The 25,151-nt window shown below is 70.9% G+C and carries 27 protein-coding genes; 10 read left to right on the forward strand and 17 right to left on the reverse strand.

Annotation, left to right across the window (positions count from 1 at the left end; genetic code table 11):
- The first annotated feature begins 190 nt into the window (after positions 1–190).
- From M4960_RS11625 to M4960_RS11650, 6 genes are all read left to right on the forward strand, one after another.
- Entirely contained in the window at positions 191–2,587 is a 2,397-nt protein-coding gene (locus M4960_RS11625) for a phosphoketolase (RefSeq protein ID WP_248704320.1), read from the forward strand.
- A gap of 120 nt (positions 2,588–2,707) precedes the next feature.
- Positions 2,708–3,010: a hypothetical protein gene (locus M4960_RS11630; protein WP_131844797.1), complete on the forward strand. Its 303-nt coding sequence runs from the start codon at positions 2,708–2,710 to the stop codon at positions 3,008–3,010.
- Complete coding sequence (locus tag M4960_RS11635) at positions 2,991–3,206, forward strand: hypothetical protein (RefSeq protein WP_123294902.1); 216 nt, start codon at positions 2,991–2,993, stop codon at positions 3,204–3,206. The genes M4960_RS11630 and M4960_RS11635 overlap by 20 nt, the downstream gene beginning before the upstream one ends.
- A 33-nt stretch (positions 3,207–3,239) precedes the next feature.
- Complete coding sequence (locus M4960_RS11640; RefSeq protein WP_123294901.1) at positions 3,240–3,923, forward strand: fumarylacetoacetate hydrolase family protein; 684 nt, start codon at positions 3,240–3,242, stop codon at positions 3,921–3,923.
- Between the two features lie 159 nt (positions 3,924–4,082).
- Positions 4,083–5,075: a sugar phosphate isomerase/epimerase gene (locus M4960_RS11645; protein WP_173170282.1), complete on the forward strand. Its 993-nt coding sequence runs from the start codon at positions 4,083–4,085 to the stop codon at positions 5,073–5,075.
- A gap of 11 nt (positions 5,076–5,086) precedes the next feature.
- The gene (locus M4960_RS11650) at positions 5,087–5,263 is read left to right on the forward strand and encodes a hypothetical protein (protein ID WP_165901280.1); all 177 of its coding nucleotides are present in this window, start codon (positions 5,087–5,089) and stop codon (positions 5,261–5,263) included.
- Between the two features lie 3 nt (positions 5,264–5,266).
- Here M4960_RS11650 and M4960_RS11655 read toward each other — a convergent pair whose 3' ends face one another.
- The 7 genes from M4960_RS11655 to M4960_RS11685 all read right to left on the reverse strand — a co-directional run bounded on the left by M4960_RS11655 (position 5,267) and on the right by M4960_RS11685 (position 12,139).
- Entirely contained in the window at positions 5,267–5,596 is a 330-nt protein-coding gene (locus tag M4960_RS11655) for a hypothetical protein (RefSeq protein ID WP_248704321.1), read from the reverse strand.
- The gene (locus M4960_RS11660) at positions 5,593–6,162 is read right to left on the reverse strand and encodes a hypothetical protein (protein ID WP_123937329.1); all 570 of its coding nucleotides are present in this window, start codon (positions 6,160–6,162) and stop codon (positions 5,593–5,595) included. The genes M4960_RS11655 and M4960_RS11660 overlap by 4 nt, the downstream gene beginning before the upstream one ends.
- Positions 6,159–6,773, reverse strand: a complete 615-nt coding sequence (locus tag M4960_RS11665) for an RNA polymerase sigma factor (RefSeq protein WP_243649780.1) — start codon at positions 6,771–6,773, stop codon at positions 6,159–6,161. Before M4960_RS11665 ends, M4960_RS11660 begins: the two co-directional genes overlap by 4 nt.
- A gap of 153 nt (positions 6,774–6,926) precedes the next feature.
- The gene (locus M4960_RS11670; protein ID WP_159570798.1) at positions 6,927–7,082 is read right to left on the reverse strand and encodes a hypothetical protein; all 156 of its coding nucleotides are present in this window, start codon (positions 7,080–7,082) and stop codon (positions 6,927–6,929) included.
- A gap of 178 nt (positions 7,083–7,260) precedes the next feature.
- A complete protein-coding gene (locus M4960_RS11675; protein WP_248704322.1) occupies positions 7,261–9,777 on the reverse strand; it encodes an ATP-dependent DNA ligase in 2,517 nt (838 codons plus the stop codon).
- Positions 9,774–10,664 carry an SDR family oxidoreductase gene (locus M4960_RS11680; RefSeq protein WP_123294896.1) on the reverse strand — a complete coding sequence of 297 codons (891 nt, stop codon included), beginning with the start codon at positions 10,662–10,664 and terminating at the stop codon, positions 9,774–9,776. The genes M4960_RS11675 and M4960_RS11680 overlap by 4 nt, the downstream gene beginning before the upstream one ends.
- The gene (locus M4960_RS11685; RefSeq protein ID WP_131881848.1) at positions 10,661–12,139 is read right to left on the reverse strand and encodes a hypothetical protein; all 1,479 of its coding nucleotides are present in this window, start codon (positions 12,137–12,139) and stop codon (positions 10,661–10,663) included. Before M4960_RS11685 ends, M4960_RS11680 begins: the two co-directional genes overlap by 4 nt.
- 87 nt (positions 12,140–12,226) lie before the next feature.
- On the opposite strand from M4960_RS11685, the gene M4960_RS11690 reads away from it, so the two are divergent.
- Together M4960_RS11690 and M4960_RS11695 are read left to right on the forward strand one after the other, a co-directional pair.
- Positions 12,227–13,237, forward strand: coding sequence for a Ku protein (locus M4960_RS11690; protein ID WP_248704323.1), 1,011 nt, complete (start codon positions 12,227–12,229; stop codon positions 13,235–13,237).
- A 69-nt stretch (positions 13,238–13,306) separates the two neighbouring features.
- Positions 13,307–14,122 (forward strand): hypothetical protein, encoded by an 816-nt coding sequence (locus M4960_RS11695; RefSeq protein ID WP_133937556.1) that lies wholly within the window; start codon positions 13,307–13,309, stop codon positions 14,120–14,122.
- A gap of 1 nt (position 14,123) precedes the next feature.
- On the opposite strand, the gene M4960_RS11700 is transcribed toward M4960_RS11695, so the two are convergent.
- A complete protein-coding gene (locus M4960_RS11700) occupies positions 14,124–14,567 on the reverse strand; it encodes a DUF488 family protein (protein WP_173170270.1) in 444 nt (147 codons plus the stop codon).
- Between the two features lie 66 nt (positions 14,568–14,633).
- Between M4960_RS11700 and M4960_RS11705 the strand changes: the two genes are divergently transcribed.
- Complete coding sequence (locus M4960_RS11705; RefSeq protein ID WP_123294891.1) at positions 14,634–15,245, forward strand: antibiotic biosynthesis monooxygenase; 612 nt, start codon at positions 14,634–14,636, stop codon at positions 15,243–15,245.
- Here the strand turns inward: M4960_RS11705 and M4960_RS11710 are convergent.
- The 6 genes from M4960_RS11710 to M4960_RS11735 are packed head-to-tail and all read right to left on the reverse strand — an operon-like array spanning position 15,242 to position 20,877.
- Entirely contained in the window at positions 15,242–15,853 is a 612-nt protein-coding gene (locus M4960_RS11710; protein WP_248704324.1) for a TetR/AcrR family transcriptional regulator, read from the reverse strand. The genes M4960_RS11705 and M4960_RS11710 overlap by 4 nt on opposite strands.
- Positions 15,850–16,557 (reverse strand): DUF998 domain-containing protein, encoded by a 708-nt coding sequence (locus M4960_RS11715; protein ID WP_248704325.1) that lies wholly within the window; start codon positions 16,555–16,557, stop codon positions 15,850–15,852. The genes M4960_RS11710 and M4960_RS11715 overlap by 4 nt, the downstream gene beginning before the upstream one ends.
- 19 nt (positions 16,558–16,576) lie before the next feature.
- Positions 16,577–17,521 (reverse strand): Ppx/GppA phosphatase family protein, encoded by a 945-nt coding sequence (locus M4960_RS11720; RefSeq protein ID WP_123294888.1) that lies wholly within the window; start codon positions 17,519–17,521, stop codon positions 16,577–16,579.
- A 28-nt stretch (positions 17,522–17,549) separates the two neighbouring features.
- Positions 17,550–18,431 (reverse strand): ribokinase, encoded by an 882-nt coding sequence (locus tag M4960_RS11725; RefSeq protein ID WP_248704326.1) that lies wholly within the window; start codon positions 18,429–18,431, stop codon positions 17,550–17,552.
- The gene (locus tag M4960_RS11730) at positions 18,428–19,858 is read right to left on the reverse strand and encodes an MFS transporter (protein ID WP_123294886.1); all 1,431 of its coding nucleotides are present in this window, start codon (positions 19,856–19,858) and stop codon (positions 18,428–18,430) included. Before M4960_RS11730 ends, M4960_RS11725 begins: the two co-directional genes overlap by 4 nt.
- 5 nt (positions 19,859–19,863) lie before the next feature.
- Complete coding sequence (locus tag M4960_RS11735; protein WP_123937319.1) at positions 19,864–20,877, reverse strand: nucleoside hydrolase; 1,014 nt, start codon at positions 20,875–20,877, stop codon at positions 19,864–19,866.
- 163 nt (positions 20,878–21,040) lie between these two features.
- Here M4960_RS11735 and M4960_RS11740 point away from each other — a divergent pair, with 163 nt between their 5' ends.
- Positions 21,041–22,039, forward strand: coding sequence for a LacI family DNA-binding transcriptional regulator (locus M4960_RS11740; RefSeq protein ID WP_248704327.1), 999 nt, complete (start codon positions 21,041–21,043; stop codon positions 22,037–22,039).
- Positions 22,040–22,258: 219 nt separating this feature from the next.
- Here M4960_RS11740 and M4960_RS11745 read toward each other — a convergent pair whose 3' ends face one another.
- The 3 genes from M4960_RS11745 to M4960_RS11755 are packed head-to-tail and all read right to left on the reverse strand — an operon-like array spanning position 22,259 to position 25,112.
- Positions 22,259–23,962: an MDR family MFS transporter gene (locus tag M4960_RS11745; protein ID WP_131881860.1), complete on the reverse strand. Its 1,704-nt coding sequence runs from the start codon at positions 23,960–23,962 to the stop codon at positions 22,259–22,261.
- Positions 23,959–24,579 carry a TetR/AcrR family transcriptional regulator gene (locus tag M4960_RS11750; RefSeq protein ID WP_248704328.1) on the reverse strand — a complete coding sequence of 207 codons (621 nt, stop codon included), beginning with the start codon at positions 24,577–24,579 and terminating at the stop codon, positions 23,959–23,961. The genes M4960_RS11745 and M4960_RS11750 overlap by 4 nt, the downstream gene beginning before the upstream one ends.
- Positions 24,580–24,629: 50 nt before the next feature.
- Entirely contained in the window at positions 24,630–25,112 is a 483-nt protein-coding gene (locus M4960_RS11755; RefSeq protein ID WP_248704329.1) for a GNAT family N-acetyltransferase, read from the reverse strand.
- Positions 25,113–25,151 lie beyond the last annotated feature (39 nt).

The following is a 25,151-nucleotide window of genomic DNA, read 5'->3' on the forward strand; positions in this document are numbered from 1 at the left end:
TGTCCTTTGCTGTGTGGGCACCCCGGCCGACGGCCGACGTATGCTCCTGTGCGTACGCTGAACAACGGCCATGTCTGACCGGAGAGCGCCCTGGGCTTTTGCCCTGTGCAACTCATTCGGTGCACCCCCGCGATCGGTTTGGAACGGGTTTCCTGAGGTTCACGGGACCGGCATTTCGTAGCGTGGGGGCATGGCTCCTGCACAGCTCTCCACCACCGACCGACTCCGGGCGGTCGACGCCTGGTGGCGTGCCGCCAACTACCTGACGGTCGGGCAGATCTACCTGCTGGACAACCCGCTGTCGGGGCGGCCGATCGAGCCCGACGACATCAAGCCCCGGCTGCTCGGACACTGGGGCACCTCGCCCGCCCTCAACCTCGTGTACGCGCACTGCAACGCGCTGATCGCCGAGACCGGACGGGAGTTCCTCTACGTCTGCGGCCCGGGCCACGGCGGCCCGGCGATGAACGCGAACGCCTGGCTCGACGGCACGTGGGGCGAGCTGTACGCGGACGACGACCTGCAGCGCTTCTTCCGGCAGTTCTCGTTCCCCGGCGGGATCCCGTCGCACGCGGCACCCGAGACGCCCGGATCGATCAACGAGGGCGGCGAGCTCGGCTACTCCCTCGCCCACGCGTACGGAGCGGCCCTGGACAACCCCGACCTGGTGGTCGCATGCGTCGTCGGTGACGGTGAGGCGGAGACCGGCCCGCTCGCGGGGTCGTGGCAGGCGCACACCTTCCTCGACCCGGTGTCGGACGGTGCCGTGCTCCCGATCCTCAACCTCAACGGATGGAAGATCGCGAACCCCACCGTCCTCGCCCGCATCCCCGGTGCGGACCTGACCGCCTACTTCCGTGGCCTCGGCTACGAGCCGATCGTGGTGGACTCGAAGCGGGTCGACGACGACCCGTACGCCGTGCACGCCCTGTTCGACGGCGCTCTGCGTCGAGCGCTCGCATCGATCGACGACATCCAGGCCGCGGCCCGGGCCCAGGCCGAACGTGCGGCTGCCGGGCAACCCGCCGGCGCCGCCGACCTGCGCCCCCGCTGGCCGATGATCATCCTCCGCAGCCCGAAGGGGTGGACCGGGCCGAAGGAGGTCGACGGCCAGCAGGTCGAGGGGACGTTCCGCGCCCACCAGGTGCCGCTGTCCGAGGTCCGCGAGAACTCCGCACACCGCGCCCAGCTCGAGGAGTGGATGCGGTCCTACCGACCCGAGGAGCTCTTCGACGCGGACGGGAACCCCGTCGGGATCATGACGACGATCCGTCCCACCGGCGACGACCGGATGAGCGCCACTCCCCACGCCAACGGCGGGCGCATCCGGACGGCCCTCGACCGGCCCGCGCTCGACGCGTACGGGGTCCCCGCCGGCTCGACGGCCTCGGCCACCGGCACGCTCGGCCCGTGGCTGGCAGCGCTGATCACGAAGAACCCGTCGTCGTTCCGGCTCTTCGGCCCGGACGAGACGATCTCGAACAAGCTCGACGCCGTCTTCGACGTCACCTCGCGCGTGTGGCGGGCACAACGCGCGGTCGGCGACGAGCACCTCGCTGCCCGTGGACGCGTGACCGAGGTGCTGTCCGAGCACCTGCTGGAGGGCATGCTCGAGGGTTACGTCCTCTCCGGCCGGCACGGGCTCCTGAACACCTACGAGGCGTTCGCCCACATCATCGACTCGATGGTCGGGCAGTACGCCAAGTGGCTCGAGTCCTCGACCGACATCGAATGGCGTGCGCCCGTGTCGAACCTGTCGATCCTGCTGTCGTCGCACGTCTGGCGGCAGGACCACAACGGGTTCTCCCACCAGGACCCCGGGTTCCTCGACGTCGTCGCGTCCAAGCAGCAGGACCTGGTCCGGATCAAGCTGCCCGCCGACGCCAACACGCTGCTCGCCGTCGCGGCACACGCCTTCGAGACCACCGACCGCATCGAGGTGATCGTCGCCGGGAAGCACCCCGAGCCCGTCTTCCTGTCCCTCGAGGACGCCGTCGCCCACGCGGACGCAGGTCTCGGGGTCTGGGACTGGGCCGGTACCGAGCAGTCCGTCGGTCGCGTCGACGTCGTCCTCGCCTGCGCCGGGGACGTCCCCACGGTCGAGGCGGTCGCCGCCGCGGACATCATCCGGCAGCACGCTCCCGGGGTCGGCGTCCGGGTCGTCAACGTCGTCGACCTGCTCGCCCTCGGCGATCCCCGGAAGCACGAGCACCCGATCCCCGACGAGCGGTACGACGAGCTCTTCCTGCCCGGGACCCCGACGGTGTTCGCGTTCCACGGGTACCCGTCGCTCGTGCACCAGCTGACCTACCGCCGCAACGGCCACGACGACCTGCACGTGCACGGGTTCCTGGAGCAGGGCACGACGACGTCGCCGTTCGACATGCTCATGCGGAACGAGATGGACCGCTTCGCGCTGGCGCACGACGCCCTGACGCGGGTCGACGCGGGTGCACACGCCGAGTTGCTCGACCGGCTGTCCGTCGCACGGGACGCGGCCCGCGAGTACGCCTACTCACGGGGCGAGGACCACCCGTCCGTCGACGGGTGGGAGTTCTCGGGGTGGCCGCAGGACCCGTCTGCCTGATCCCTCCTGCACAGGCCGGGAGGCCCGGATCACCGTCCACAGGACCGGTCACGCCCGCCGCGTGGCCGGTCCTGTGGCGTCAGGGTGGTCCACATGGATGTCGCGTTGACGAGTGCGGTCGTGTCGGTGGTCGGGGCTCTCGTGGCCGTCGGCGCGTTGGTCGTGTCGGTCGTCGACGGGCGGGCCGGGCGGCGAAATACCGAGTTCTTGGGGCACCGGGATCTCTGGTGGCAGCGTTGGTCGTGGGTCGCCGACCGCGCGACCTCGGACGACGTGCGGCAGCGAGAGGCCGCTGCTGTCATGTCGGTCGCCCTGACGACCCGCGACTGGACGACCGCTGACGACCGCTGGGTCCGCCAGGCACTCGATGACCTGAAGACAGCGACGAACGAAGGGACGAACGATGATCTCGAAGCTCAGTGACCGGGACTTCAAGTACTGGCTGGACGGACGTGAGCTCACCACGCCAGCGCTGCTCGCCGATCCGCACTACGGCCCCATGATGCGGGCGAAGGGCGCCGAGGAGGAGCTCCGCCAGGCACGGATCGAGTGGCGCGAACGGCAGGAGCGCGCCCGCGCGCGGAAGCTCAAGTACGAGGCGTCCTTCGGTGAGAGCTGAACCGACGCCCTGCGAGCCTGCCACGCTGAGACCGTGACCGACCTCGTCATCCCGGCCCCGAGCCTCCCGACCGTCCCCACGACCACGGGCGCACGCTTCCCCGTCCGACGCGTCTTCTGCGTCGGTCGGAACTACGCGGCGCACGCACGCGAGATGGGTCACGACCCGGACCGCGAGCCGCCGTTCTTCTTCACCAAGCCGGCAGACGCCGTCGTCGTCGACGACGCGGACACCCCGTACCCGCCGCAGACGGCGCAGCTCGAGCACGAGGTCGAACTGGTCGTTGCGATCGGCACCGGCGGCGCGGACATCGGCGTCGACGACGCGCTCAGCCACGTCTGGGGCTACGCGGTGGGCATCGACCTCACCCGACGCGATCTCCAGGCCGAGGCCAAGCGTCTCGGTCGGCCCTGGGACACGGCGAAGGGGTTCGACGCCTCGGCACCGATCGGCGCGATCGTCCCGGCGCAGGGCATCGACCCGACGGCTGGTGTGATCGAGCTCGTCGTCGACGGCGAACGACGCCAGGTCGGTGACCTGGCCGAGCAGATCTGGTCGGTGGCAGAGACGATCGCGGCGCTGTCGCGATCGGTGACGCTCGCCCCAGGGGACCTGCTCATGACGGGGACGCCCGAGGGGGTCGGGGCCCTGCAACGCGGACAACTCGTCGTCGGCACGATCGCCGGCATCGGCACGGTCCGCACCCGCATCGTCTGACCGGCGTTTCCGCAGTGTGACGCGCCGCTGGGAGGGCTCGCAGACACGCCGGGTATCCCTGGTTCGACGCCAGGTGGGGATCGCGGCGTCACACACACGGGGCAGGACCATCGCGACGGGCGTCTGCAGCTGCTCCGGGATGACGGAGGTACGGCCGTGATGGAACACGATCTGCTGGCGACGTCGTGGACGTGGGCGGGCGACGAGCCCATCAGCGAACGGGTCCACGCGGTCGGTGCCGCTGGGTTCGCCGGGCTCTCGTTGTCGCTCGACGACCTGCACGAGGTGCGTGCGACGACGGGCTTCGCCGAACTCCGCCGCATGCTCGACGGTGCGGGGATCGTCTGGGTCCAGTTGGGGCCGCTCGACCGCTGGTGGACCTGCACGAGCCGGGCCGACGACGACGCCGCCGACCGCGGGGTGGTCCTCGAGGCCGCCGCGGCGCTCCGTGCCTGGCAGGTGATCGCTCGTGCTGACACGACGTTGCCCGGCGCTTCACCGATCACTATGGCCGACGACTGGACCGTGCTGGCCGACCAGGCCGCGGCCGTCGGCGCGCAGCTCGTCCTCGAACCCGAGCCGTGGTCGAACCTGCCGACGATCGAACGGGCCTCGCGGTTCGTCGTGGCGGCGGGTCACCCGAACGGCGGGCTGCTGCTCGACGCGATGCACACCCTGCGGGGCGGGTCCACGTTGGCGTCGATCCGCCAGGCGGTCGCGCCCGCGACGCTCGCGGCGGTCGAACTGAGCGACGGGCTCCTGCACACCCCGGCCGGCATGACCCTGTCCGAAGAAGCCCGCGAGGCACGGTACCTGCCCGGCGCGGGCGCGTGGGACCTGCCGGGGCTCGTGCGCACCGTCCGGGAGCTCGGCTTCGACGAGCCGTGGGGCGTCGAGGTCCGGACCCCCGGCCACCGGGCGATGCCGATCGGCGACGCCCTGCGCACGGCCGCTGCGGCGACGCGCGCCGTGCTCGATGCGGCGGACGCGTACGGCGCACCGGCCGCGCCGGCGATGCCCTCGTCACCGGCTCCGACCTCGGCGGTCGACTTCGAGCCGCCCCACCCGAGGACCGATCCGCGGGGCAGGACACACTGGGGGTCGCACCGCCCGGCCGGACGCCGGGACGCCGACACAGGCACGCCCGCGTAGCCTCCTGGAGCATGAGCGACCAGACTGCACACGACGACGACCTCCTCCGCCGCTCGCAGGAGTCCATCGACGAGGCCAAGGCCGCTGCGGCCGAGGTGTCCGAGCCCGGCGAGGACGAGCTCGTCGACGAGGACCTCCCCGTCGCGGACGACGCCGAGCCGTCGGACGGACCGGCACCGGCCGCCTGACGCTCAGTCGATCTCGACGACGCGGACGGTGACGTCGGAGGGCGATGCTCCGAGGGAGTGGCGCGCTGCGGTCACGACGGCGTCACGCACGGCCCGGATGACCGTGATCGTCGGCACGGCCCGGTTGGTCGTGACGACCACGCGGATCCGCGCCCCGTCCGGGCGGTCCTGCACGAGCACGGCCCCACCGTCCCGCGGGATTTCGAGCACGGAGCGGACGTCGCGGACGAGCGTGGCGAGCCCGGGTCCGGGCGGCAGGACCGACCGGACGCCCGGCACCGCGAGGACGACGGAGGTGAGTTCGCGGGAGAGCACCCGGACGTCCGCGGTCACGGTGTGCCCCCGACCACGACGTCGGCGACGCGGACGACGACACTGCGGATCCGGAACGGTGCGTGCGCGCCGAGCACCGACGTGATGTGTGCCCGGAGCGCCTCGGCACGGTCCGACACCGATGCCTCGAGCGTGGCCACGATGGTGACGTCGACGTCCACGGCGCCGCCGGGCACCCCGACGTCCCCGCTGAACCGGGTCCGCCGGACGACGACACCGGGCACGTCGTCACCGAGGGTACGGACGAGTCCGCGCAGAGCCCCCTCGGTCACGACCAGGTGCGCGGCCGGATCGTCGTCGGGGACCGGGATGTCGCGTCCGGCGTGGGCGGTCGTCCGGATGGACGCGAGCACCGAGCTGATCCAGCGTTCGTCGCCGTCCGCCGATGCCTCGGTGTCGAGCAGGTCCCGTGATGCCACCCGCAGGGCCTGCAGCCGCTCCAGTGCGGCGACGGCTTCGGGATCACCCTCGATGTCCGCCCGGACAGGAGTCCGGTCGGCGTCGAGGTAGTCGGAGAGTTCGTCCAGCGTGAAGGCACCGTGACGGTCGTCGACGTCGTCGGTCATCGCCACCCCTCCATCTGTTCGAGCACGTGTCGCCGCGCACGTGCGAGCAGCCCGCGGACGGTCGGCGCGGGCAACCCGGTCGCCTCGGCGATCTCGGCGTAGGGCGCCCCACCCACCTCGCGCATCACCCAGACGGCGCGCTGTGCATCCGGGAGTGCCTGCACGATACGCGCGAGTTCCCGCACCTGCATCCGGGTGGCGACCACCTCGTCGACGGGTCGTTCGTCCGGGGCGTCGACCATCGCTTCGAGGTCGGCGTGCGGGTGCCGCCCGCGGAGCCGGTCGAGGGCCTTGTTGGCCGCGATCCGGAAGAGCCAGTTGCGCACCCGATCCGGGTCCTCGACCCGGTCGATGCGCTGCCAGGCCTGCAGTGCGGCTTCCTGGACGGCGTCGTCGGCCTCGCCGTCGCCGTACCCGAGGATCCGAGCCGCGTAGGCCCGCATGTGCGGTCCGTACCGACGGATCAGCACCCCGAACGCGGCCGTGTCGCCGTCGGCGCTGCGCTCGACGAGCGAGGCGTCGGACAACGCCGCGAGGGCTTCGTCGCTGGACAGGAGCAGCTCCTCTTCGCGGATCTCGGATTCTCGTGTGACGAATCGGGTGTTCGTCACGTCCTTAGTACGTGCCTACCAGGTACGCCTCCGCGCGCCTGGTGCGAGCGCGCCGTGGCCGGCCATCCCTGAAGGGTCGGTCACGGTGCTTCGACGGCGGCCCGTGCGCTCCCTGATCCGGTGCACGGGCCGTCTTCTCCCCCGCCCCGGCGGCTACTCGTCGGTCTCGTCGGCGAGGAAGTCCGCGTAGGTCGCTTCGGTGTCGGTCACCACGGCCCCCGGATCGACCGGGATCCGTGCGGCACGATCCCCGTTGATCGCGACGCGTTCTTCGGCCGTGTACGGCGGCAGGTACTTGCTCGAGCTCATCCCCAGGCCCTTTCGTCCCGGCGAACGTAACAGTCGGCGGCGGACCGGCGGCCGGACGGGTGGAAACGTCCCCCGCCCGAGCGCCGGACGGGGGACGGAATTTCGCCACGGGCGGACCCCATGCGCACGCATCAGCGCGTTCGCGAGCCGGCACATGGCGGCCGGTCCGGCGAGCAGGTCAGTGTTCGCGCACCACGTCCTCGGGGTCCTTGTCCGGACGCCAGCCCCGCCAGGACGGCTGCCGCAGGCGTCCGTCACCGGTCCACTCGGCGAACTCGACCTCGCCCACCCGCTTCGGCGTCACCCAGTGCGCGTCCCGTGCGTCGATCCGGGCCACGTCGACGAACGGCGAGGTCTTCCGGTCGAGCGGTCGCAGCGCTGCGGCGATCTCGTCGAGGTCGCGGTCACGGAACCCGGTGCCGACCTTGCCGACGTACTCGAGACCGTCCGGACCGGGCACGCCGAGCAACAACGAGCCGATCCCGCCCGCTCGACGACCACTGCCAGGCTTCCACCCACCGACCACGACTTCCTGCGTGGCGTGGTGCTTCAGCTTCAGCCAGGCCTCGGACCGCCTGCCCTCGGCGTACTTCGAGCTGCGCTTCTTCGCGACGACCCCTTCGAGGCCCTGCTCCTGCGACGACGCCATCACGCCGTCGAGGTCACCCTGCGAGGCTGGCGGCACGTCGATCGCCCCGCCGGGCTCGACGACCGTCTCGAGCGCTTGCCGCCGGGCGTCGTACGCGAGGCGGGTGAGTTCGTGCCCGTCGGCCTCGAGCACGTCGAAGACCAGGAACCGCACGGGGGTCGTCTGCTGCGCCGCCCGCACCTCGCGCGCCTTCGTCAGGCCCATCCGGTTCTGCAGGAGCTGGAAGCTCGGGCGCCCCCGGTCGTCGAACGCGACGATCTCGCCGTCGAAGACGCCGTCGACCCCGGCACGGTCGCCGAGTTCCTGCAGTTCCGGGTACTGCTCCGTCAGGTCGTTGTCGTTCCGGCTCCGCAGCGTGACCGAGCCGTCCCGGACGGTGGCGAGCGCACGGACGCCGTCCCACTTCATCTCGAACGCCCAGTCGGCCGGGTCCAGCCGGGGTGCGTCCTTCGCCAGGGTGGCCTGCATGGTCCGTCGGTCCCCCGGAGGGGTGTCCGCAGGGCTGGCTCCGCTGATGCGCCGCTGTCCGTCTCGGTGCGCGGCAGAGGGACGGGAGGCCCGCCCCGCGTCCGTCGCGCCGCCGGCGTCCGCCAGCTTGTCGGGTTGCTCCTTCGTGCGGTGGATGAGCCAGTTCTTCTCGTCGCCCGCTCCGCCCCGACCGCGGGTGTGCAGGAGCGCCAGTCGGCGAGCGCCGCCGGTCCGACCGTGCAGGGTGACGATGACCTCTTCGCCCTCGCGCCACTTCTCGAGCTCGTAGGTGCCGTCGTCCCAGAGCGTGACCGTGCCGCCGCCGTACTCGTCCTTCGGGATCGTGCCCTCGAACGCGCCGTACTCGAGCGGGTGGTCCTCGGTCTGCACGGCCAGGTGGTTCTTGCCCGGGTCGGTCGGTTCGCCCTTGGGCAATGCCCAGCTCACCAGCACACCGTCGTGCTCCAGCCGGAAGTCGTAGTGGTCGCGGGTGGCGTGGTGCTCCTGGATCACGAACGTCGGGGTGCCGTCCTTCCGGACCGTGGGGGCTCCTTCGGGCACCGGTTCCGGCGTCTTCGATGCGTCGCGCTTCGCGCGGTAGGCAGTGAGCCGGTCGCGAGCCGGCTGCTCGGCCTCGTTCGCACGCTCGGTCCGGTCGCTGTCCCAGTGACCGTGGTCGTCGCGCCCGACGGCCAGCGAGGCGGAGGCGACCGGGTGCAGGTGGTCCCCGTGCGCCTGCAGGCGTTCGAGGACCTCGTCCAACGTGAGCTGCGCGAGCCCGCGTTCCTCGAGTTCCTTCCAGGTGCGGGGTGCTGCGACCGTCGGCCGCTCGCGGCCGCGCAGCGAGTACGGCGCGATCGTCGTCTTGTTGCCGTTGTTCTGCGACCAGTCGACGAACACCTTGCCCGTCCGCTCGGCCCGGCTCATCGACGACAGCACCAGGTCGGGCAGGTCGTGCTCGAGCGCCTTCGCGAGTTCGTGCGCGACGTCGGAGACGTTCGCCGTGGTCGACCGGCCGTCGAGCGCGGCGTAGAGGTGGATCCCCTTCGAACCGGAGGTCACCGGGTACGGGTCGAGCCCCATGCCGTGCAGGATCTCGCGTGCCGCGACCGCCACCTCGACGCACTCGGGCAGGCCGACGCCCTCGCCGGGGTCCAGGTCGAGCACGAGCCGGTCCGGGTTCTGCTGCCCACCGCGCGGGCCGAACCGCCACTGCGGCACGTGCAGTTCCAGCGCGGCCTGCTGCGCCATCCACACGAGGGTCGGCAGGTCGTCGACGATCGGGTACTCGTTGTCGTGCTCGGAGTGGTGGATGGTGTGGTGGCGGACCCAGTCCGGGGCGGAGTCCGGCAGGTTCTTCTCGAAGAAGACCTTGCCGTCGACGCCGTTCGCCCACCGCTTCCGGGTCACTGGACGGTCCTTGACGTGCGGGATCATCCACGGCGCCACACGCTCGTAGTACTCGATCACCCGCCCCTTGGTCGTGCCGGTCTCGGGGTAGAGCACCTTGTCCGTGTTCGTCAGCGCCAGTCGCCGTTCGCCGACCAGGACGACGGTCTTGCGGGCCGCCGGACTCACAGCGCCACCCCGGTCGCTCCCGCCACCGTCAGGGTCGTGCCCGAGGTGTACGACGACTCCGGCCCCGCCAGGTACACGTAGGCGCTGCCGAGCTCGACGGGCTGCGCCGGCCGGCCGAAGGGGGTGTCCTGGCCGTACCGTGCGATCTCGTCGCCCGGGTAGCTGATCGGCTGCAGTGGCGTCCACACGGGCCCGGGCACCACGGTGTTCGCTCTGATGCCCTTCGCCGCGAGCTGCCGCGCGAGGCCGTTGGTGTAGGTGGTGATCGCGGCCTTCGTCGCCGCGTAGTCGATCATGCGGTCCTGCGGTTGGTACGCGGACACCGAACTCGTCGTCACGATCGCGCTGCCCGGCGCCATGTGCGGCACGGCTGCCCGGACCAGCCAGAACAGCGAGTACAGGTTGACCTTCATCGTGCGGTCGAAGTCCTCGGTCGACTGCTCGGTGACGTCCTCGTGCACCAGCTGGTGTCCGGCGACCAGGACGAGGGCGTCCAGCCCGCCGAGGTCGCGCACCGCCGTCCGGACGAGTTCGTCGCAGAAGCCCTCGTCCGTCAGGTCACCGGGCAGCATCACGGCGTTGCGACCGAGGTCGGCGATGACGTCACGGACCTCGGTCAGGTCGTCGATCTCCTCGGGCAGGGAGTTCAGTGCGACGTCGGCCCCTTCCTTCGCCATCGCGATCGCCGCGGCTCGGCCGATGCCGGAGTCGGCACCCGTGACGAGCACGCGGTACCCCCGCATGCGCCCCGTGCCGAGGTAGGAGACCTCACCGTGGTCGGGCGGCGGGTCCATCGCACTGGCCAGCCCGGACCCCTGCTGCGTCTGCGCGGGGAACGGCGGCCTGGCGAACTGCGAGCGCGGGTCCTGCTTGTCGAGCTGGCTCATGCGCCCATCGTGCTCGCGTCGACCGGTCGACGGTCCAGCGAACCCGGATCTGTGGACGACTCACTCGACGCGGCTGCACTCTCGCCTCCGCCGGCGACGGTGCGGCCGGGCGCGCCAGCGAGTCGCCACGCTTCGTCCGCCCGCCGGATGCGGCGATCGGCAAGCCAGAGGCACACAGCGGCCCACACGGACAGCGGCCCCAGCGCGAGTCCCGCGGCCACCCCGACGAGCTGCGCGACCACCGAGGTGGTCGTCGTGCCGACCACGCTCGTCAGGATCCAGGCCGCCGTGAACGCAATCACGACCGACGCGGTCGCGTACGGCCAGCTGCCGCGACGGACCGGACGGCCGGCCGCCGCGAGCCCAGTCGCCAGGCGGTGGTCATCGGTGATCCGCACGACACCGGCCGCCACGGTGACGCCGACGAGCGTGGTGATCCATGCGATCGTCGCGACGCTGAGGAACGGAGCCGCGACCGGTACGAGAGCGACGACACCGACGACGGCAGCGCCGCCGAGGAGGACGACCGCACCGATGGTCATCAACCGGTCGTGCAGCGGGACGCCACGCGTGAGTGCGGACCGTACCCCACCGATGACCACCGCCAGGAGCATCAGCCCGGACACCGCTCCGCCGAGCAGCACGGACCAGGAGGTCGGGAGGTCGTCGGCGAGCTGCGCCGTCCAGGCCCACAGGGCACGGATGGTGCCGGTCTGCCAGAGGGCCACGAGCGCGAGGACCACCAAGGTTCCGAGCGTCATCACGACGCGGAAGCGCGGTGGGAGGGCTCGGAGGTCCGCCGCGGCGGCGCACAACCGATGCCGCGCGGGGCCGACCAGCGCGGCGAGGAGTGCGAGGACTGCCGCGGAGGTACTGATCTCGCCGGCGGCGTCCGCCACACCCCGCGACGTGCCGCCGGCGACCACGACCGCACTCAGCAACGCACCGCCGCCACCGACCCAGGCGGCGAGATGCCCGGACAGACGGAGACGTCGTCGGTCGGTGGCGGCGCGGACGAGCCACACAGCGGCGTCGACGAGCGATCGGAGCTCGTCCGTGCACCCGGCCAGCCGTGTCCTCCAGAGCGCCGCGCGCAAGGTCGGCGCCCCCTTCAGGGCACGGTCGTGAGCGTCGAGCCGCCGGACGGCGTGCGCCCTGGACCGCACGACGAGTTCCGCACGCGTCCGACCGGGGTCCCGGAGCCATGGCTCGAGCGCGACGAGCGCCTCCGTCCCGGGTGGTGTCGGGTCGTCGCGAGCCGGCAGCAGCGCGGCGATCTGCTGTCGTTGCGCCTGCGACACCGCACCGCCCGAGCGCAGGAAGGGCATCAGCCACCGTGCTGTCCGGTCGTCGATCCGCTGCTGCAGGTCGGCCGGTCGCAGCGCTCCGCGCACGAACACGAGCAGCGTCCCGACCGCCACCACGACCCCGGCTCCGGTCAGCGACTGCACCGTCCGCATGATCCCCTCGAACATGTGTCATGGGTACCAGCGACCGCGGACATCCCGTCGCATCCAGCGACACTGCGGGCGCTCCCGTGCGGACACGGGCATCATGTGCGCATGAGGTCGATCTGGAAGGGCTCCATCGCGTTCGGGCTCGTCAACGTGCCCATCAAGGTCTACGCGGCCACTGAGACGCACGACGTGTCCCTGCACCAGGTCCACGACGAGGACAAGGGCCGCATCCGCTACAAGCGCGTCTGCGAGTTCGGGCACGAGGTCGAGTACGCCGACATTCAGCGCGCCTACGACGACGGCGACAAGACCGTGGTGCTCACTGCGGACGACTTCAAGCAGCTCCCCGAGGAGCAGTCGCACGAGGTCGAGGTGCTCGAGTTCGTGCCCGTCGACCAGGTCGACCCGATGATGTTCGAGAAGACGTACTACCTGGAGCCCGACTCGCGCTCGCCGAAGGCCTACGTGCTGCTGCGCGAGACCCTGGCGAAGACCGACCGGCTCGCGATCGTGCAGTTCACGCTGCGCCAGAAGACCCGGCTCGGCGTGCTGCGTGTTCACGACGACGTGATCCTGCTGCAGGGGCTGCTGTGGGGCGACGAGGTCCGAGCCGCCGACTTCACGGCGCTGGACTCGTCGGTGAAGGTCAGCGCGAACGAACTGAAGATGTCCTCGTCGCTCGTCGAGAGCATGTCGACGGACTTCGATCCCGACCGCTACACCGACTCCTACCAAGAGGAACTGCAGCAGCTCATCGACGCCAAGCTCGACGCCGGTGACGACATCGACACCGAGAAGACGTTCGGCGCGAAGGAGGACGAGGACGACGAGGGCGAGGGCGGTGACGTCCTCGACCTGATGGCCGCCCTGCGTGCGTCCGTGGACAAGAAGCGGACAGGAGGCTCGGGGTCGCGTTCGGCGTCGAGCTCACGTTCGTCGTCGGGTTCCGACTCGAGCGCGTCCGGCTCGACGAAGAAGGCACCGGCCGCGAAGGCGCCGGCTGCGAAGGCCGCGGCGAAGAAGTCAACGGCGGAGAAGGCCCCTGCGAAGAAGAAGGCGCCCGCCAAGAAGCCCCCGGCGAAGAAGGCACCCGCCGAGAAGAAGCAGGCGAGCTAGCCCGAGCCGCCCGATGCGGACGGCCTCGCAGCCCAGTATGCTGAGATTTCAGGGCGAGAGGGGTGGCGAATGCCGGAACGGATGCAGGTGCTGGTCACGGTCAAGGCGGCACCCGAGCCCTCGAACACCTACATCGACACGGTCTGCGTTGCCGGCGTGCGCGTCGATGGCGACCGGCGCGACTGGGTCCGCCTGTACCCGGTGCCCTTCCGGCATCTCTCGACAGATCAGCAGTTCAAGAAGTACGACGTGATCGAGGTCGACACGATCCCCGCGAAGTCAGACAGTCGCCACGAGAGTCGTCGACCGATCTGGGACTCACTTCGCGTCACGACCAACCTCAAACAGAAAGCCGCACGCGAACGCGTCCTCTCGACCTTGATCGGCCCGAGCATGTGCGATCTGATTGCGGGAGTGCACCGCCATCAGGACTCTCAGTCCCTCGGCCTTGTGCATGTGGCTCGCTTCGATCGCCTTGTCATCAGCCGGCACAAGGGCTGGTCGCAATCGCAACAGCGGGCGGTCGAAGCCGCAGTTTCACAGCCGACGCTCTTCGACGATCCGGGCTCTGCACGAGCGCCGCTGCAGCCGCCGCGGTTCGTGGTGAAGATCCGGTACCGGTGCGACACCGCGAGTTGCCCCGGTCACGAACCGTCTCTGCTCGATTTCGAGCTGTCGGCGCTGCAGTACCATCAGCGGCACCTTTCGGACGATGCGCTGAAAGCCCAGATCGAGCGCAAGTTCGGCGATGAGCAGTTCAGCTCCGACCGGCGCACATCGCTGTTCGTCGGCAACATCGCCGACCCTCCGAAACGAAGGAGCTTCTCGGCGCTCGGAATCCACCACGTACCGAGGGACTCGGACTGGGGTTCGACGCTCTTCTGAGTCAGACCACGAGGGCAAGCGCCCCGACGCCGAGCGCCTCCAGGACAAGTTCCCGATGACAGTGTGATCCGTCGGCCTCAAAGCACATCAGCGCGACGCGATGGCCGGTGGCGAGCTCCCGGATCTGTGAGAGTGCATCCTGCGCTGCTTCCGATCGCAGGAGTTGCCGGTACGCAGTCCGGCTTGCATCCGCCGCGGGGCCGGTCGTGCTTGCGAAACCATCGCGGTTCGTCTTGGGGTTTCCGAGTGCGCGGAGGTGGCTGTAGCCGAGGCCCGCCGCGCCCAGCCCTGCCCGCAACGCCGTCTTCGAGAGGCCGCGCTTTCGTGAGATCGGGTTCAGTCTGACGTCCACGACGTGGTCTACACCGCGGAGGCGCAGCTTTGCAATGAGTCCGTCGAGGTCAGATCCCTCGTAGCCGATCCCGATGATTCGCTGCGGCGTCATCGGACCAGTCAAGCACGGACGGAGACACGACACGAGCCGGTAACACGCGTCCGCGACACTGGACCCATGACTCCACAAGAGCCAGGGAGCCTGCAGTCGTCACCCGAGACCGCCGGCCCGCCCGTCACCGTGTCCATCACCCGCCTGGTCGAACCCGACCGCATCCCCGAGGTCACCCACTGGGTGCAGTCCGGCGTGAACCTCGCCAACCGGTACCCGGGGTTCCTCGGCTCCGGGTGGGTGCGGTCCCGGGCGCAGTCCCGCGAGTGGCACATGCTCTACCGCTTCGCCGACCACGATTCCCTGGCCACGTGGGAGAACTCCGACGACCGGCTGCGCTGGCTCGACCTCGGTCGCGACCTGGTCGTGGAGTCCCGCGTCGAGAAGCGCACCGGTATCGAGGGCTGGTTCGACGTCCCGCAGGACGCCCCTGCATCGAGCGCTCCCCCGCGGTGGAAGCAGGCGGTGAGCATCTGGCTCGGCTTCTTCCCGGTGAACCTGGCGTTCACGATCGTCGTCGGGCTGCTCGTGCCGTCGTTCGCGGGACTCGCAGCGCTGCCGCGGGTGCTCATCACGACGCTCGTGCTCACACCGATCATGACGTTCTGGGTGCTGCCCTTCGTGACGAAGCTGATCCGTCCGTGGCTGCTCGCTCCGCCGAGGTCCGAGCGGGCTTAACCGACGACCCCGAGCGGCACGGGCCCACCGTGGCCGAGGGCGTCCCATCCGATCTGCAGCATGTGCGGCCGGGCCTCGGCGGCGGAGACCTCGGTCTCGTACGTCAGCGCGAGCATCACGATCGCACCGAACGCCCCGGAGACCCGCGCCCGCCGGTCCAGCGGGGTGGCCGTGGCGTCGGCCATGTCGATGCCGAACACGTCGAGGAGCGTCGCGGCGACCGGTTCGAGCCGGACGCCGACGTCGTCCCCGCGCCGCAGGGTGAACGCCGCGAGGGCGAGTTCCGCCCACCCCGGCCGGGCGAGTGCGAGGTCGACGATCCCCGCGAGCGCTGCGGCGTCGCGGGACTCCCCCGCGGGGGCGTCGGAGGCAGCTGCCCGGATCGCCTCGGTCTGCACGGCGCACTGCGCGAGCGCGGCCTCGACGAGCAGCTCCTTGCTCGTGAACCGGGCGAGGATGCCCGCCTTCGAGTAGCCGGCCTGGTCGGCGACGGCCTGCACGGCGGTGTCCTTGATGCCGCGGCGGGCGATGAGTCCGGCGGTGATGTCCAGGACGTCCCCGTTGATCTCCTCGGCAGAGGGCCGAGCACGGCGCGCGGGGCGGGTCATGCGCGGACCGCCGAGGCCCGTGCCGCCCGCCGCCGGGTCCCCGCGACCAGCAGGGTGATCCCGGTCATGAGCTCCCACGCGACGATCGTGTACACGGACGCACGCTCCCACACGCCGTCGGGGAGCACGTCGAACACCGTCGACGACGAGTCCACGACGAGCATCACGAGGGAGACGAGGCCGAGGATCCCGAGCACGACGCTCGCGATCCGGTAGGCCGCCGGTGCCCGCAGCGCCCGGGACCCGATGCCGGCGGTGATCGCCACGAGGTTGCCGGTCGTGATCGCTGCCGCCGCGCCGAGCACGTGGAACACGATGGTGCCGCCGTCGGTGCTCGTCTGGCTGCCGTGGAACGAGCCGACCAGGACCATCCCGACCAGGTGGACCACGGCGAGGACCGCGGTCGCCACCCGCGCACGGCGGGACGCGGCACGGAACACCACGACGGCGAGCACCGCTGCGATCCCGAACAGGACGCCCTGCCCGATGAACGTCGTGTTCATGAGCACGTGCAGCGGTGAGTCGATGGACCGCCCCTGGAACGCGCCGACGTCGGGGACCCCGAGGTCGGAGATGTAGTTCGTCGCGTAGCTGTAGCCGGGGAACGCCGACGCCGAGACGGCTTCGCCGACGAGCCATCCGACTCCCGCGACCGTCCAGAGTGCACCGGGGACGAGCGCACGGGGTGTGTCCGTTTTGGTCATGTACTGACCATAACGGTCACTACTGGGAGTTGCCCAGCACCGACAGCTGGTCGAGCCGCTCAAGGATCACGCCCTCGCGGAGCGCCCACGGGCAGATCTCCAGCGCCGGCAGGTCGAAGATGTCGAGGCAGGCCTCGGCCACGAGCGCACCCGGCACCACCTGGTGCGCCCGGCTCGCCGACACCCCGGGCAGCGTCGCGAGTTCGTCGACCGACATGGTCAGGAGCGCGGGCAGCTTCGACCGGAGCACGTCACCGTCGAGCACCCGCGGCACGAGCGGACCGGCACCAGAGGGCGCCGCCCCGCAGATCCGCGCGATCGACCGGAAGGTCTTCGAGGTCGCCACGGCACGGTCCGGCCGACCGGCGCGGAGCAACTTGCCGGCGTCGCGGGCGATCTCCACGCGGATCTCGTGCCGGATGCGGCGGACGTCGTCCTCCGTCGGGGTGCCCGCGGCGAAGTACGAGCGGGCGAGCCGTGCAGCACCGATCGGCATCGACCACGCGACGTCCGGCGCCTCGTCGGCGCCCCCGGCGATCTCGAGTGATCCACCGCCGATGTCGAACACCGCGAGACGTCCGGCCGACCACCCGAACCACCGCCGGACCGCCAGGAACGTCAGTCGCGCCTCGTCCCCACCGGACAGGACGGCCAGTTCGACCCCGGTCGAGGCCTCGACGTGGGCGAGCACCTCGTCGGAGTTCACCGCGTCGCGCACGGCCGAGGTCGCGAAGGCGAGCATGTCCTCGCAGCCGCGTTCCTCGGCGACGCGCACGGCATCCGCGACGAACCGCGTCAGCGCGTCCACGCCCTCGGGCGTCACCGCGCCGGCGTCGTCGAGGTGCTCGGCCAGCCGCAGCGGCTGCTTGAACGAGGACGCCGGCAGCGGCGCGGCGCCGCCGTGGGCGTCCACCACGAGCAGGTGGCCGGTGTTGGACCCGATGTCGAGGACTCCCACGCGCATGCCACAACGCTAGCGGCCGGGCAAGCGGTCAACGACCGGGAGGCCCGTCCTCCGCCCGCAGGAACGCCTCGAGTTCCGCCGTGGTCGGGTACGAGGCCTGTGCGCCCGCCTTGGTCGCGGCGTACGCCCCGACCCCCACCGCGAACCGTGCGGCGTCGACGAGGGAGTCCCCCGCCGCCAGCCGCAGGGCCACCGAACCCATGAAGGCGTCGCCGCAGCCCGTCGTGTCCACCGGCTCGACCCGGACGGCGTCGATCGACACCGGGTCCGCCTCACCGTCGTGCACGAGGCAGCCCGAGCCGCCGCGGGTGACGATCGAGCGCTCGACGCCGTGCTCCCCGAGCGACTCGGCCTCGTGCTCGTTGACGAGCAGGACGTCGGTCAGCTCGAGCAACTCGGCGGGGACGTCCCCGAACGGCGACAGGTTCGTCAGCACCGTGACCCCGGCGGCGTGCGCAGCCCGGGCTGCGGCGAGGACGACGTCGATCGAGACCTCGAGGCAGAGGCCGAGCACGCCGGCGTCGTCGAAGGCGTCGGCGGGCACGTCGTCCGGCGTCAGCGTGCCGTTGGCGCCGGCGGAGATCACGATGGTGTTCTCCCCCGAGGCGTCGACCGTGATGACGGCGGTGCCGGTGGCCACGCCCTCCCGGACGGCGACGTGCGTCGTGTCCGCACCCGCAGCCGCGACGGAGTCGCGGAGCAGCGCACCGTTCCCGTCGTCGCCGACCGCACCGATCATGCGGACCGTGCCCCCGAGCCTCCCGGCAGCCACCGCCTGGTTGGCGGACTTGCCACCCGGCAGGATCGCCAGGTCGGACCCGTGCAGGGTCTCACCGGGCTTCGGGAACCGCTCGGTCCGGACCACCAGGTCCGCGTTGAGCGATCCGACGATCACGATGGTCTGGGTCAACGGACGGTCTCCTTCTGCGGCGCGACGGACGTGGTCTCGGCGCTCTCCGGGCGGGGGATGAGGAACGAGATCGCGAGCGCGGCGGTCGTGATCACGGCACCGAGCAGCATGCCACCGGAGTACCCGGCGGTGCCCGCGGACCCGCCGACCCCGAGCGCGATCTGCAGCGCCGGCAGGACGGCGAAGCTGACCCCGGCACCGAGGTTGAACGCACCGGCGTTCAGACCGGGCAGGAAGCCGGGGTTCGACTCCGGCGAGAGCACGATGCCCAGGCCGTTCAAGATGATGTTCGCGATGCCGGCGTACGTGATGCCGATCAGGACGGTCGCGGTGACCAGGACCGGCAGCGAGTGCACGCCCACGAGCGCCATCAGGACCGTCGAGACGATGCTGCCGATCAGGCCGAAGCGGAGCACGGCGCGGTAGCCGATGGTCGGCGCGAGGCGTCCGGCGAACGGACCGACGATCCAGCCGACCAGCGCGTACGGGGTGAGGAACACGAGCGAGGCGAGGTCGGGTTCCATGCCGAAGCCGGCGTCGCCGTTCTGCGCGAGCGACGTGACGAGACCGTTGACGACCGCGAAGACGCCCGTCATGGTCAGGAACGTCGTCGCGAGGAGCGCCCACGTGGCACGGCGCTTCAGGAACCGGGTCTCGACGAGCGGCTCCTTCACGCGGGACTCGACCGCCCAGAAGACCGCGAAGGCGGCGAGCGCGACGACGACACCGCCGATCACCAGTGCCGGGTTGGCGGCACCGAGCTTGCCGGCCTCGTTGAACGCGGTGAGCAGTGCCCCGACGCTCACAACCAGGGGGACGACACCGATCCAGTCCATCCGGGTACCGGCGGACGGCTTCGACTCCACACCCCACACGGCGACGAGCGCCAGCGCGATGACGGTGACGACGGCGATGACCCAGAAGATCCCGCGGAACCCGAAGTTCGTGGCGATCCAGCCACCGGCCAGGGCATCGACCCCGGCGATGCCGCCGTTCACGGCGGTGAGCAGACCGAGCGCGGCGCCGTAGCGCTTCGGGTCGGCGATCTCGTTGCGCAGGACGAGCAGGCAGATCGGGACGACCGGACCGGTCACACCCTGGATGATCCGGCCGGCGAACAGCATCGGCACGTTCACGGCGAGTGCGGCGACGATGCTGCCGACGAGCATCACGGCGAGCATGCCGATCAGGACGCGCTTGCGGCCGACGATGTCGGACAGGCGCGGCAGGAACAGCGAGAACAGCGCCGCGAGCGTGAAGTACAGGGTCTGCGAGAGACCGATCGTGGCGTCGTCGGTCTTGAGCTCGCGCGCCATCGTGACCAGCGCGGGGCTGAGCATGCTCGCGTTGAGCTGGAACGCGATGCACGCTGCGAGGAGCGCCGCGGTGAGGGCGCCGATCGACTTCTTCGTCGATGTGGTGGTCATGGTGCTCAGATCTCCGAGGTCGTGGTGGTGGTCGTGGCGGCGCGCGGGGTCCAGCCGGTGTCAGGGGTCTCGCCGATGCGCTCGAGGGCGTCGACGACCAGGTCCCAGAACCGTTCGTGGTCGAGCTCCATGGCCGCGCTCGTCCGGCAGTCCTCCGGCGCGGGCGCACGGAAGTCGGCGACGGTCATGCCCAGCGTCAGGGTGCCCTGGGTCTCGATGTGGATCGGGACCTTCACGGCGCGGACGATGGTCGGGTCGATGACGTACGCGACGGCGCAGGGGTCGTGCACCGGCGGGGAGTCGAAGCCCTGCGCGTCCTTGTAGGTCTGGCCGAAGAAGTCGAGCAGCTCGCCGACGAACGCGGCGGGGGCGGTGCCGACGGCGGCGATGCGTGCGGCGACCTCCGGGGTGGCGAGAGCCTGGTGCGTCAGGTCGAGTCCGACCATGACGACGTCCCAGCCGGCGTCGAAGACGATCGACGCGGCCTCGGGGTCGATGACGATGTTGAACTCGGCGACGGGGCTCCAGTTGCCGACGTGCACGCCGCCGCCCATGAGCACGACCTGCTTGACGCGCTCGACGATGCGGGGTTCCTTGCGGGCCGCGAGGGCGATGTTCGTCAGACCGCCGGTCGGTACCAGCGTGACGGTGCCGGGCTCGTGCGCCATGACCGTCTCGATGATCAGGTCGACGGCGTGCCGCTGGTCGAGCTCGAACGAGGGCTCCGGCAGCATCGGCCCGTCGAGGCCGCTCTCGCCGTGGATGTCCGGGGCGACCTCGATCTGGCGCAGGAGCGGACGATCGGCGCCCGCGGCGAACGGCACCCCGGTGATGCCGGCGATGCGCGCGACGGCGAGGGCGTTGCGGGTGACCTTCGGCAGCGTCTGGTTGCCGACGACGGTGGTGACGGCCAGGAGCTCGATGTCCGGGTTGCCGTGGGCCAGCAGGATGGCGACGGCGTCGTCGTGGCCGGGGTCGCAGTCGAGGATGATCTTCGCGGGCTGGGTCGCACTGGGCACGCTGGGCGCTCCACTTCTTCGGGGAATCGAGGGGTCTGTGCTCGACGCGGTGGGGATCCGCGGTCCGACAGAGCGTCGTCACGCAGCGCGTCAAGCGTTTGACATCGAAACACGTCAAGCGTTTGACGTCAAGTCGTCGAGGCGCCCTCGGTAGCATCGACCCGTGCCTTCATCCGTCGCTCCGGGCCGCCGTGTGACCGCTGCCATGGTGGCCGAGCGCGCCGGAACGAGCATCGCCACGGTCTCCCTGGTCGTCAACGGCAAGGACCGCGGCCGGGTGTCCGTCCCCATCGCCACGCGGGTGCGCGATGCCGTCGACGAGCTCGGCTACGTCGTCGACCACGCCGCGAGCTCCCTGGCGCGGGGCAGCGGCGACCTGGTCGTCCTCATCGCCCCCGACCTGTCGAACCCCTTCTTCGCCGAGGTCATCCGCGGCGTGCGCGACACCATCGGCGACCGGTTCCAGCTCGTGCTGTCGGTCACCGAGCGCGGCGCGCAGCCCCTGGCAGCCGACGTCCGCCGCTTCGAACGCCTCCGGCCGGCGGGCATCCTCGTCGACGCCCCGGCCGCGGGCGAGTCGATGTCGGCGAGCGTGCCCGTGGTGCTCCTCGACGCCCCCGGTGGTTCCGAAGCGGTCAACTACGACCTCTCCCCCGGCGTCCACGACCTCGTCGCGCACCTGCACGAACGGGGGCACCGCCGCGTCGGGTACCTCGACGGGACCTCCCGCGCGACGACGTTCGGGGTCCGACGCGACCTCTTCGAGCAGGAGTGCGCCGCCGCGGGCATCACCGTGTCCGAGGTCACCGCCCGCGCTGACCTCACCGTGGACGCCGCTGCCTCGGCCACCGAGCACGTCATCGAGGCCTGGCAGGACGACGACGTCACCGCGGTCGTCGCCGCGGCGGACACGCTCGCCTACGGCGTCCTGCGCGTCGCCGGTTCGCTCGGCATCGCGGTCCCCGGGGAGCTCGCGGTCGCCGGCTTCGACGACCTGCCGTCGTCCTCGGTGACGGCCCCCGCCCTGACGAGCGTCGCCCTGCCCGGCGCCGACCTCGGGCGCGCGGCCGCAGAACGGCTGCTCGCGACGCTCGACGGCACCGCGGCCGAGCCGGTAGCGCTCCCCACCCGCCTGGTCCGGCGCGCGAGCACCGGCGCGTAGCGCCCGGTCGCGCGACCTCACGCGCTCAGCGACACCTCACGCGTGCTGGAACGCGCGAGGTGTCGCTCACCGCAAAACGCCGGCCGCGGCAGTGGACGCGACCGGACGACGGACGGGAGGCGCGGTACCAGCTGGCACCGCGCCTCCCGTCAGCACGCCGTCGTCTCCACAACGCGCCCCGCGATCCGCAGGACGCCGCCGGATTCGGCGGCGTCTCGCTCAGTCGGAGGCGTCCCGGCGGGACGCCGGCGTCTCACTACTCGACGACCCGGACTCCGCCGAAACGGACTCCGCCCGGCTCGCGCGCTGCGCGCGCTCGAGCTCGTCGGCCTCGTCGCCACCGACGGCCTCACCACGGGCGACCATGCCGGCCGTGTCGGAGAGCGTGATCTGCGGCAGGAACAGGGCGAGCAGGAACGCCACCGCGATGAAGGGCAGCAGGTACCAGAACACGGGCGCCAGCGAGTCGGCGTACGCGTTCACGATGCCGTCCTGCACTGCCTCGGGCAGCTTCGCCACGGTCGCGGGGTCGATGCTGCCCGCCGACGACGCCGCATCGGTCGCCGAGCCGCCGGCACCGGTGAACACGTCGGTGAGCGACGTCGTGAGCCGGGCCGTGAACAGCGCACCGAACACGGCGGTCCCGAGGGAGGCGCCGACCTCGCGGAAGTAGTTGTTCGTCGAGGTCGCGGTGCCCACCTGCTCGGCCGGCACGGCGTTCTGCGCGACCAGGACGACCACCTGCATGATCAGTCCGAGCCCGGCGCCGAAGACGAACAGGTACGCGCAGATCAGCCAGATCGGGGTGGCCGCGGCGAGCTGGGTCATCGCGAGCATCGCGATGGCGACCAGGACCGTGCCGATGATCGGGAACATCCGGTAGCGGCCGGTCTTGGTGATCAGGTTTCCGGACGCGATCGAGGTGCCGATCAGGCCGACCATCATCGGCAGCATCAGCAGACCCGACACCGCGGCCGAGGTGCCTGATGCCATCTGCAGGAACGTCGGGACGAAGCCGATCGCCGCGAACATGCCGATGCCGAGCACCAGGCCGATGCCGGTCGCGAGCAGGAAGGTGCGGTTCTTGAAGAACGACAGCGGCAGGACCGGGTCCTGCGCACGTGACTCGACGAGCACGAGGAGCGCGGCGGAGACGACGAGCCCGGCGAACCACGCCCAGGTCTCGGGGGCGTCCCAGCCGTGGTCCTTGCTGCCGCCGAACTCCGAGAAGAACACCAGGCACGTGGTCGCGGCGGACATGAAGAGCACGCCGAGCACGTCGATGCGCTTCGTCGCCTTCTTGTTCGGCAGGGTCAGCGCGAACCACGCCACGAAGAACGCCGCGATGCCGACCGGGATGTTGATGTAGAACGCCCAGTTCCAGGTGAGGTGGTCGACGAAGAAGCCACCGAGCAGCGGGCCGCCGATCGCGGACAGGCCGAAGATCGCACCGAGCGGGCCGAGGTACTTGCCGCGCTGCGAGGCGGGCACGATGTCGGCGATGATCGCCTGCGACAGGATCATCAGACCGCCGCCGCCGAGCCCCTGCATGGCGCGGAACACGACGAGCTGCGTGAAGTCGCCGGCGAAGGCGCACCCGGCGGACGCGATGGTGAACAGGGCGATCGCGATGAGGAACAGGTTGCGGCGGCCCAGGACGTCACCGAACTTGCCGTAGACGGGCATCACGATGGTCGAGGCGAGCAGGTACCCGGTCGTCAGCCACGCCTGGTGCGCGACGCCGCCGAGCTCGCCGACGATGGTGGGCATCGCCGTCGAGACGATGGTCTGGTCGAGGCTGGAGAGCAGCATCCCCGCGATGAGCGCGGAGAAGATGATCCAGATCCGGCGCTGTGTCAGCAGCAGCGGTCCGTCGGTGCCGGGGCGGGCACGCTTGGTGGTGCCCGGCGCGGTTGCGCTCATGGTGTGGAGTCCTGTCCGGTGGTGATGGCCGCCCTCATCAGGCGGAGGTTCTGGGTGAGCAGCTCGTCGAACGGCGGGCCGGTGGTCTCGTCGAAGGCGTCGTCGAAGTAGGTCTCCGCCGTCACCTTGAGCAGCCCGGCGGCGGCCTCGGTGACGAGGCGCGCACGGCGGTCGGCGGGGTCGTCCCATCCGAACCGCAGCCGCACGGCGTCCGTGATCCGAGCGAGCTGCACATCGGTGGCCGACAGGAACCGCGCGACGAGCGCCGGTTCCCGCTCGAAGACCCGGCGCACCAGGACCTCGTCCGCGCGATCGATGCCGACGCGGTGGAACTGGTCGATCGCCAGCGCGACGATCGAGTCGAGCGGGTCGAGCTCGCCGGGGACGATCCCGCCCTCGGCGTACCGGTCGATCGCCTCGACGTCGGCGTGCAGCTCGATGCCGAGCACGGCGTCGTCCTTCGACGCGAAGTGGTTGAAGAACGTGCGCCGTGACACCCCGACGGTCTCGCAGAGCTGCTCGATCGTGAAACCGCTCAACCCGTGCTCGACGGTCGCCCGACGCGCTTCGACGATCATGCGTCGGCGCAGTGCGCGGGTGCGTTCGGTGGTGCTCACCGAGCAAGAATTGCACTATCTCCCTGAGAGTGCAATACGGGCGGGAAGCCTCAGAGCGCCTTCTCGAAGCAGAACGACCACGGCATCGTCGCCGCGTACGGCGCGTAGACCGGGATCGGGCTCCACCCGGTCTTCTCGTACAGGGCGACCGCGTCGGGCTGCTTGTCACCGGTCTGCAGGATCAGCCGGGGTGCGCCGAGCTCGCGGCCGATGCGCTCGCACTCGTCGAGCAGTGCGGTGGCGGCGCCCTTGCCGCGAGCCGACGTCAGCACGATCAGTCGCTTCAGCTCGACCTCGTCGCCGAGACGGCGGATCGCGATGTGCCCGACGGCGTCCCCGGACTCGTCGAGCGCGAGGACCGAGGCGACGACGGTCGACGGGTCGACGGACAGCGCGCGGCTCCGCTCGGCCGTGATCGCCGGGTCCTCGTCGCCGTTCGACGCACCGTAGCGTTCGTGCATCTCGTCGTCCATGCGGGCGCGGAGCACCACGGATCGGGGGTCGTCCCAGGACACGCGTTCGATCGTGATCACGGTCGACGATCCTGTCACGGATGCCGGCAGCGGTGCACG

The organism is Curtobacterium sp. MWU13-2055, from assembly GCF_023242305.1.
Classification (GTDB): Bacteria; Actinomycetota; Actinomycetes; order Actinomycetales; family Microbacteriaceae; genus Curtobacterium.

Coding starts and splice junctions, on each gene's coding strand:
- M4960_RS11650 (WP_165901280.1), top strand. CDS start 5,087: ATGAGCGACCAGACTGCACACGACGACGACCTCCTCCGCCGCTCGCAG.
- M4960_RS11715 (WP_248704325.1), bottom strand. CDS start 16,557: ATGACCAAAACGGACACACCCCGTGCGCTCGTCCCCGGTGCACTCTGG.
- M4960_RS11705 (WP_123294891.1), top strand. CDS start 14,634: ATGACTCCACAAGAGCCAGGGAGCCTGCAGTCGTCACCCGAGACCGCC.
- M4960_RS11625 (WP_248704320.1), top strand. CDS start 191: ATGGCTCCTGCACAGCTCTCCACCACCGACCGACTCCGGGCGGTCGAC.
- M4960_RS11635 (WP_123294902.1), top strand. CDS start 2,991: ATGATCTCGAAGCTCAGTGACCGGGACTTCAAGTACTGGCTGGACGGA.
- M4960_RS11695 (WP_133937556.1), top strand. CDS start 13,307: ATGCCGGAACGGATGCAGGTGCTGGTCACGGTCAAGGCGGCACCCGAG.
- M4960_RS11680 (WP_123294896.1), bottom strand. CDS start 10,664: ATGAGCCAGCTCGACAAGCAGGACCCGCGCTCGCAGTTCGCCAGGCCG.
- M4960_RS11685 (WP_131881848.1), bottom strand. CDS start 12,139: ATGTTCGAGGGGATCATGCGGACGGTGCAGTCGCTGACCGGAGCCGGG.
- M4960_RS11660 (WP_123937329.1), bottom strand. CDS start 6,162: ATGACCGACGACGTCGACGACCGTCACGGTGCCTTCACGCTGGACGAA.
- M4960_RS11730 (WP_123294886.1), bottom strand. CDS start 19,858: ATGACCACCACATCGACGAAGAAGTCGATCGGCGCCCTCACCGCGGCG.
- M4960_RS11720 (WP_123294888.1), bottom strand. CDS start 17,521: ATGCGCGTGGGAGTCCTCGACATCGGGTCCAACACCGGCCACCTGCTC.
- M4960_RS11710 (WP_248704324.1), bottom strand. CDS start 15,853: ATGACCCGCCCCGCGCGCCGTGCTCGGCCCTCTGCCGAGGAGATCAAC.
- M4960_RS11700 (WP_173170270.1), bottom strand. CDS start 14,567: ATGACGCCGCAGCGAATCATCGGGATCGGCTACGAGGGATCTGACCTC.
- M4960_RS11645 (WP_173170282.1), top strand. CDS start 4,083: ATGGAACACGATCTGCTGGCGACGTCGTGGACGTGGGCGGGCGACGAG.
- M4960_RS11690 (WP_248704323.1), top strand. CDS start 12,227: ATGAGGTCGATCTGGAAGGGCTCCATCGCGTTCGGGCTCGTCAACGTG.
- M4960_RS11745 (WP_131881860.1), bottom strand. CDS start 23,962: ATGAGCGCAACCGCGCCGGGCACCACCAAGCGTGCCCGCCCCGGCACC.
- M4960_RS11670 (WP_159570798.1), bottom strand. CDS start 7,082: ATGAGCTCGAGCAAGTACCTGCCGCCGTACACGGCCGAAGAACGCGTC.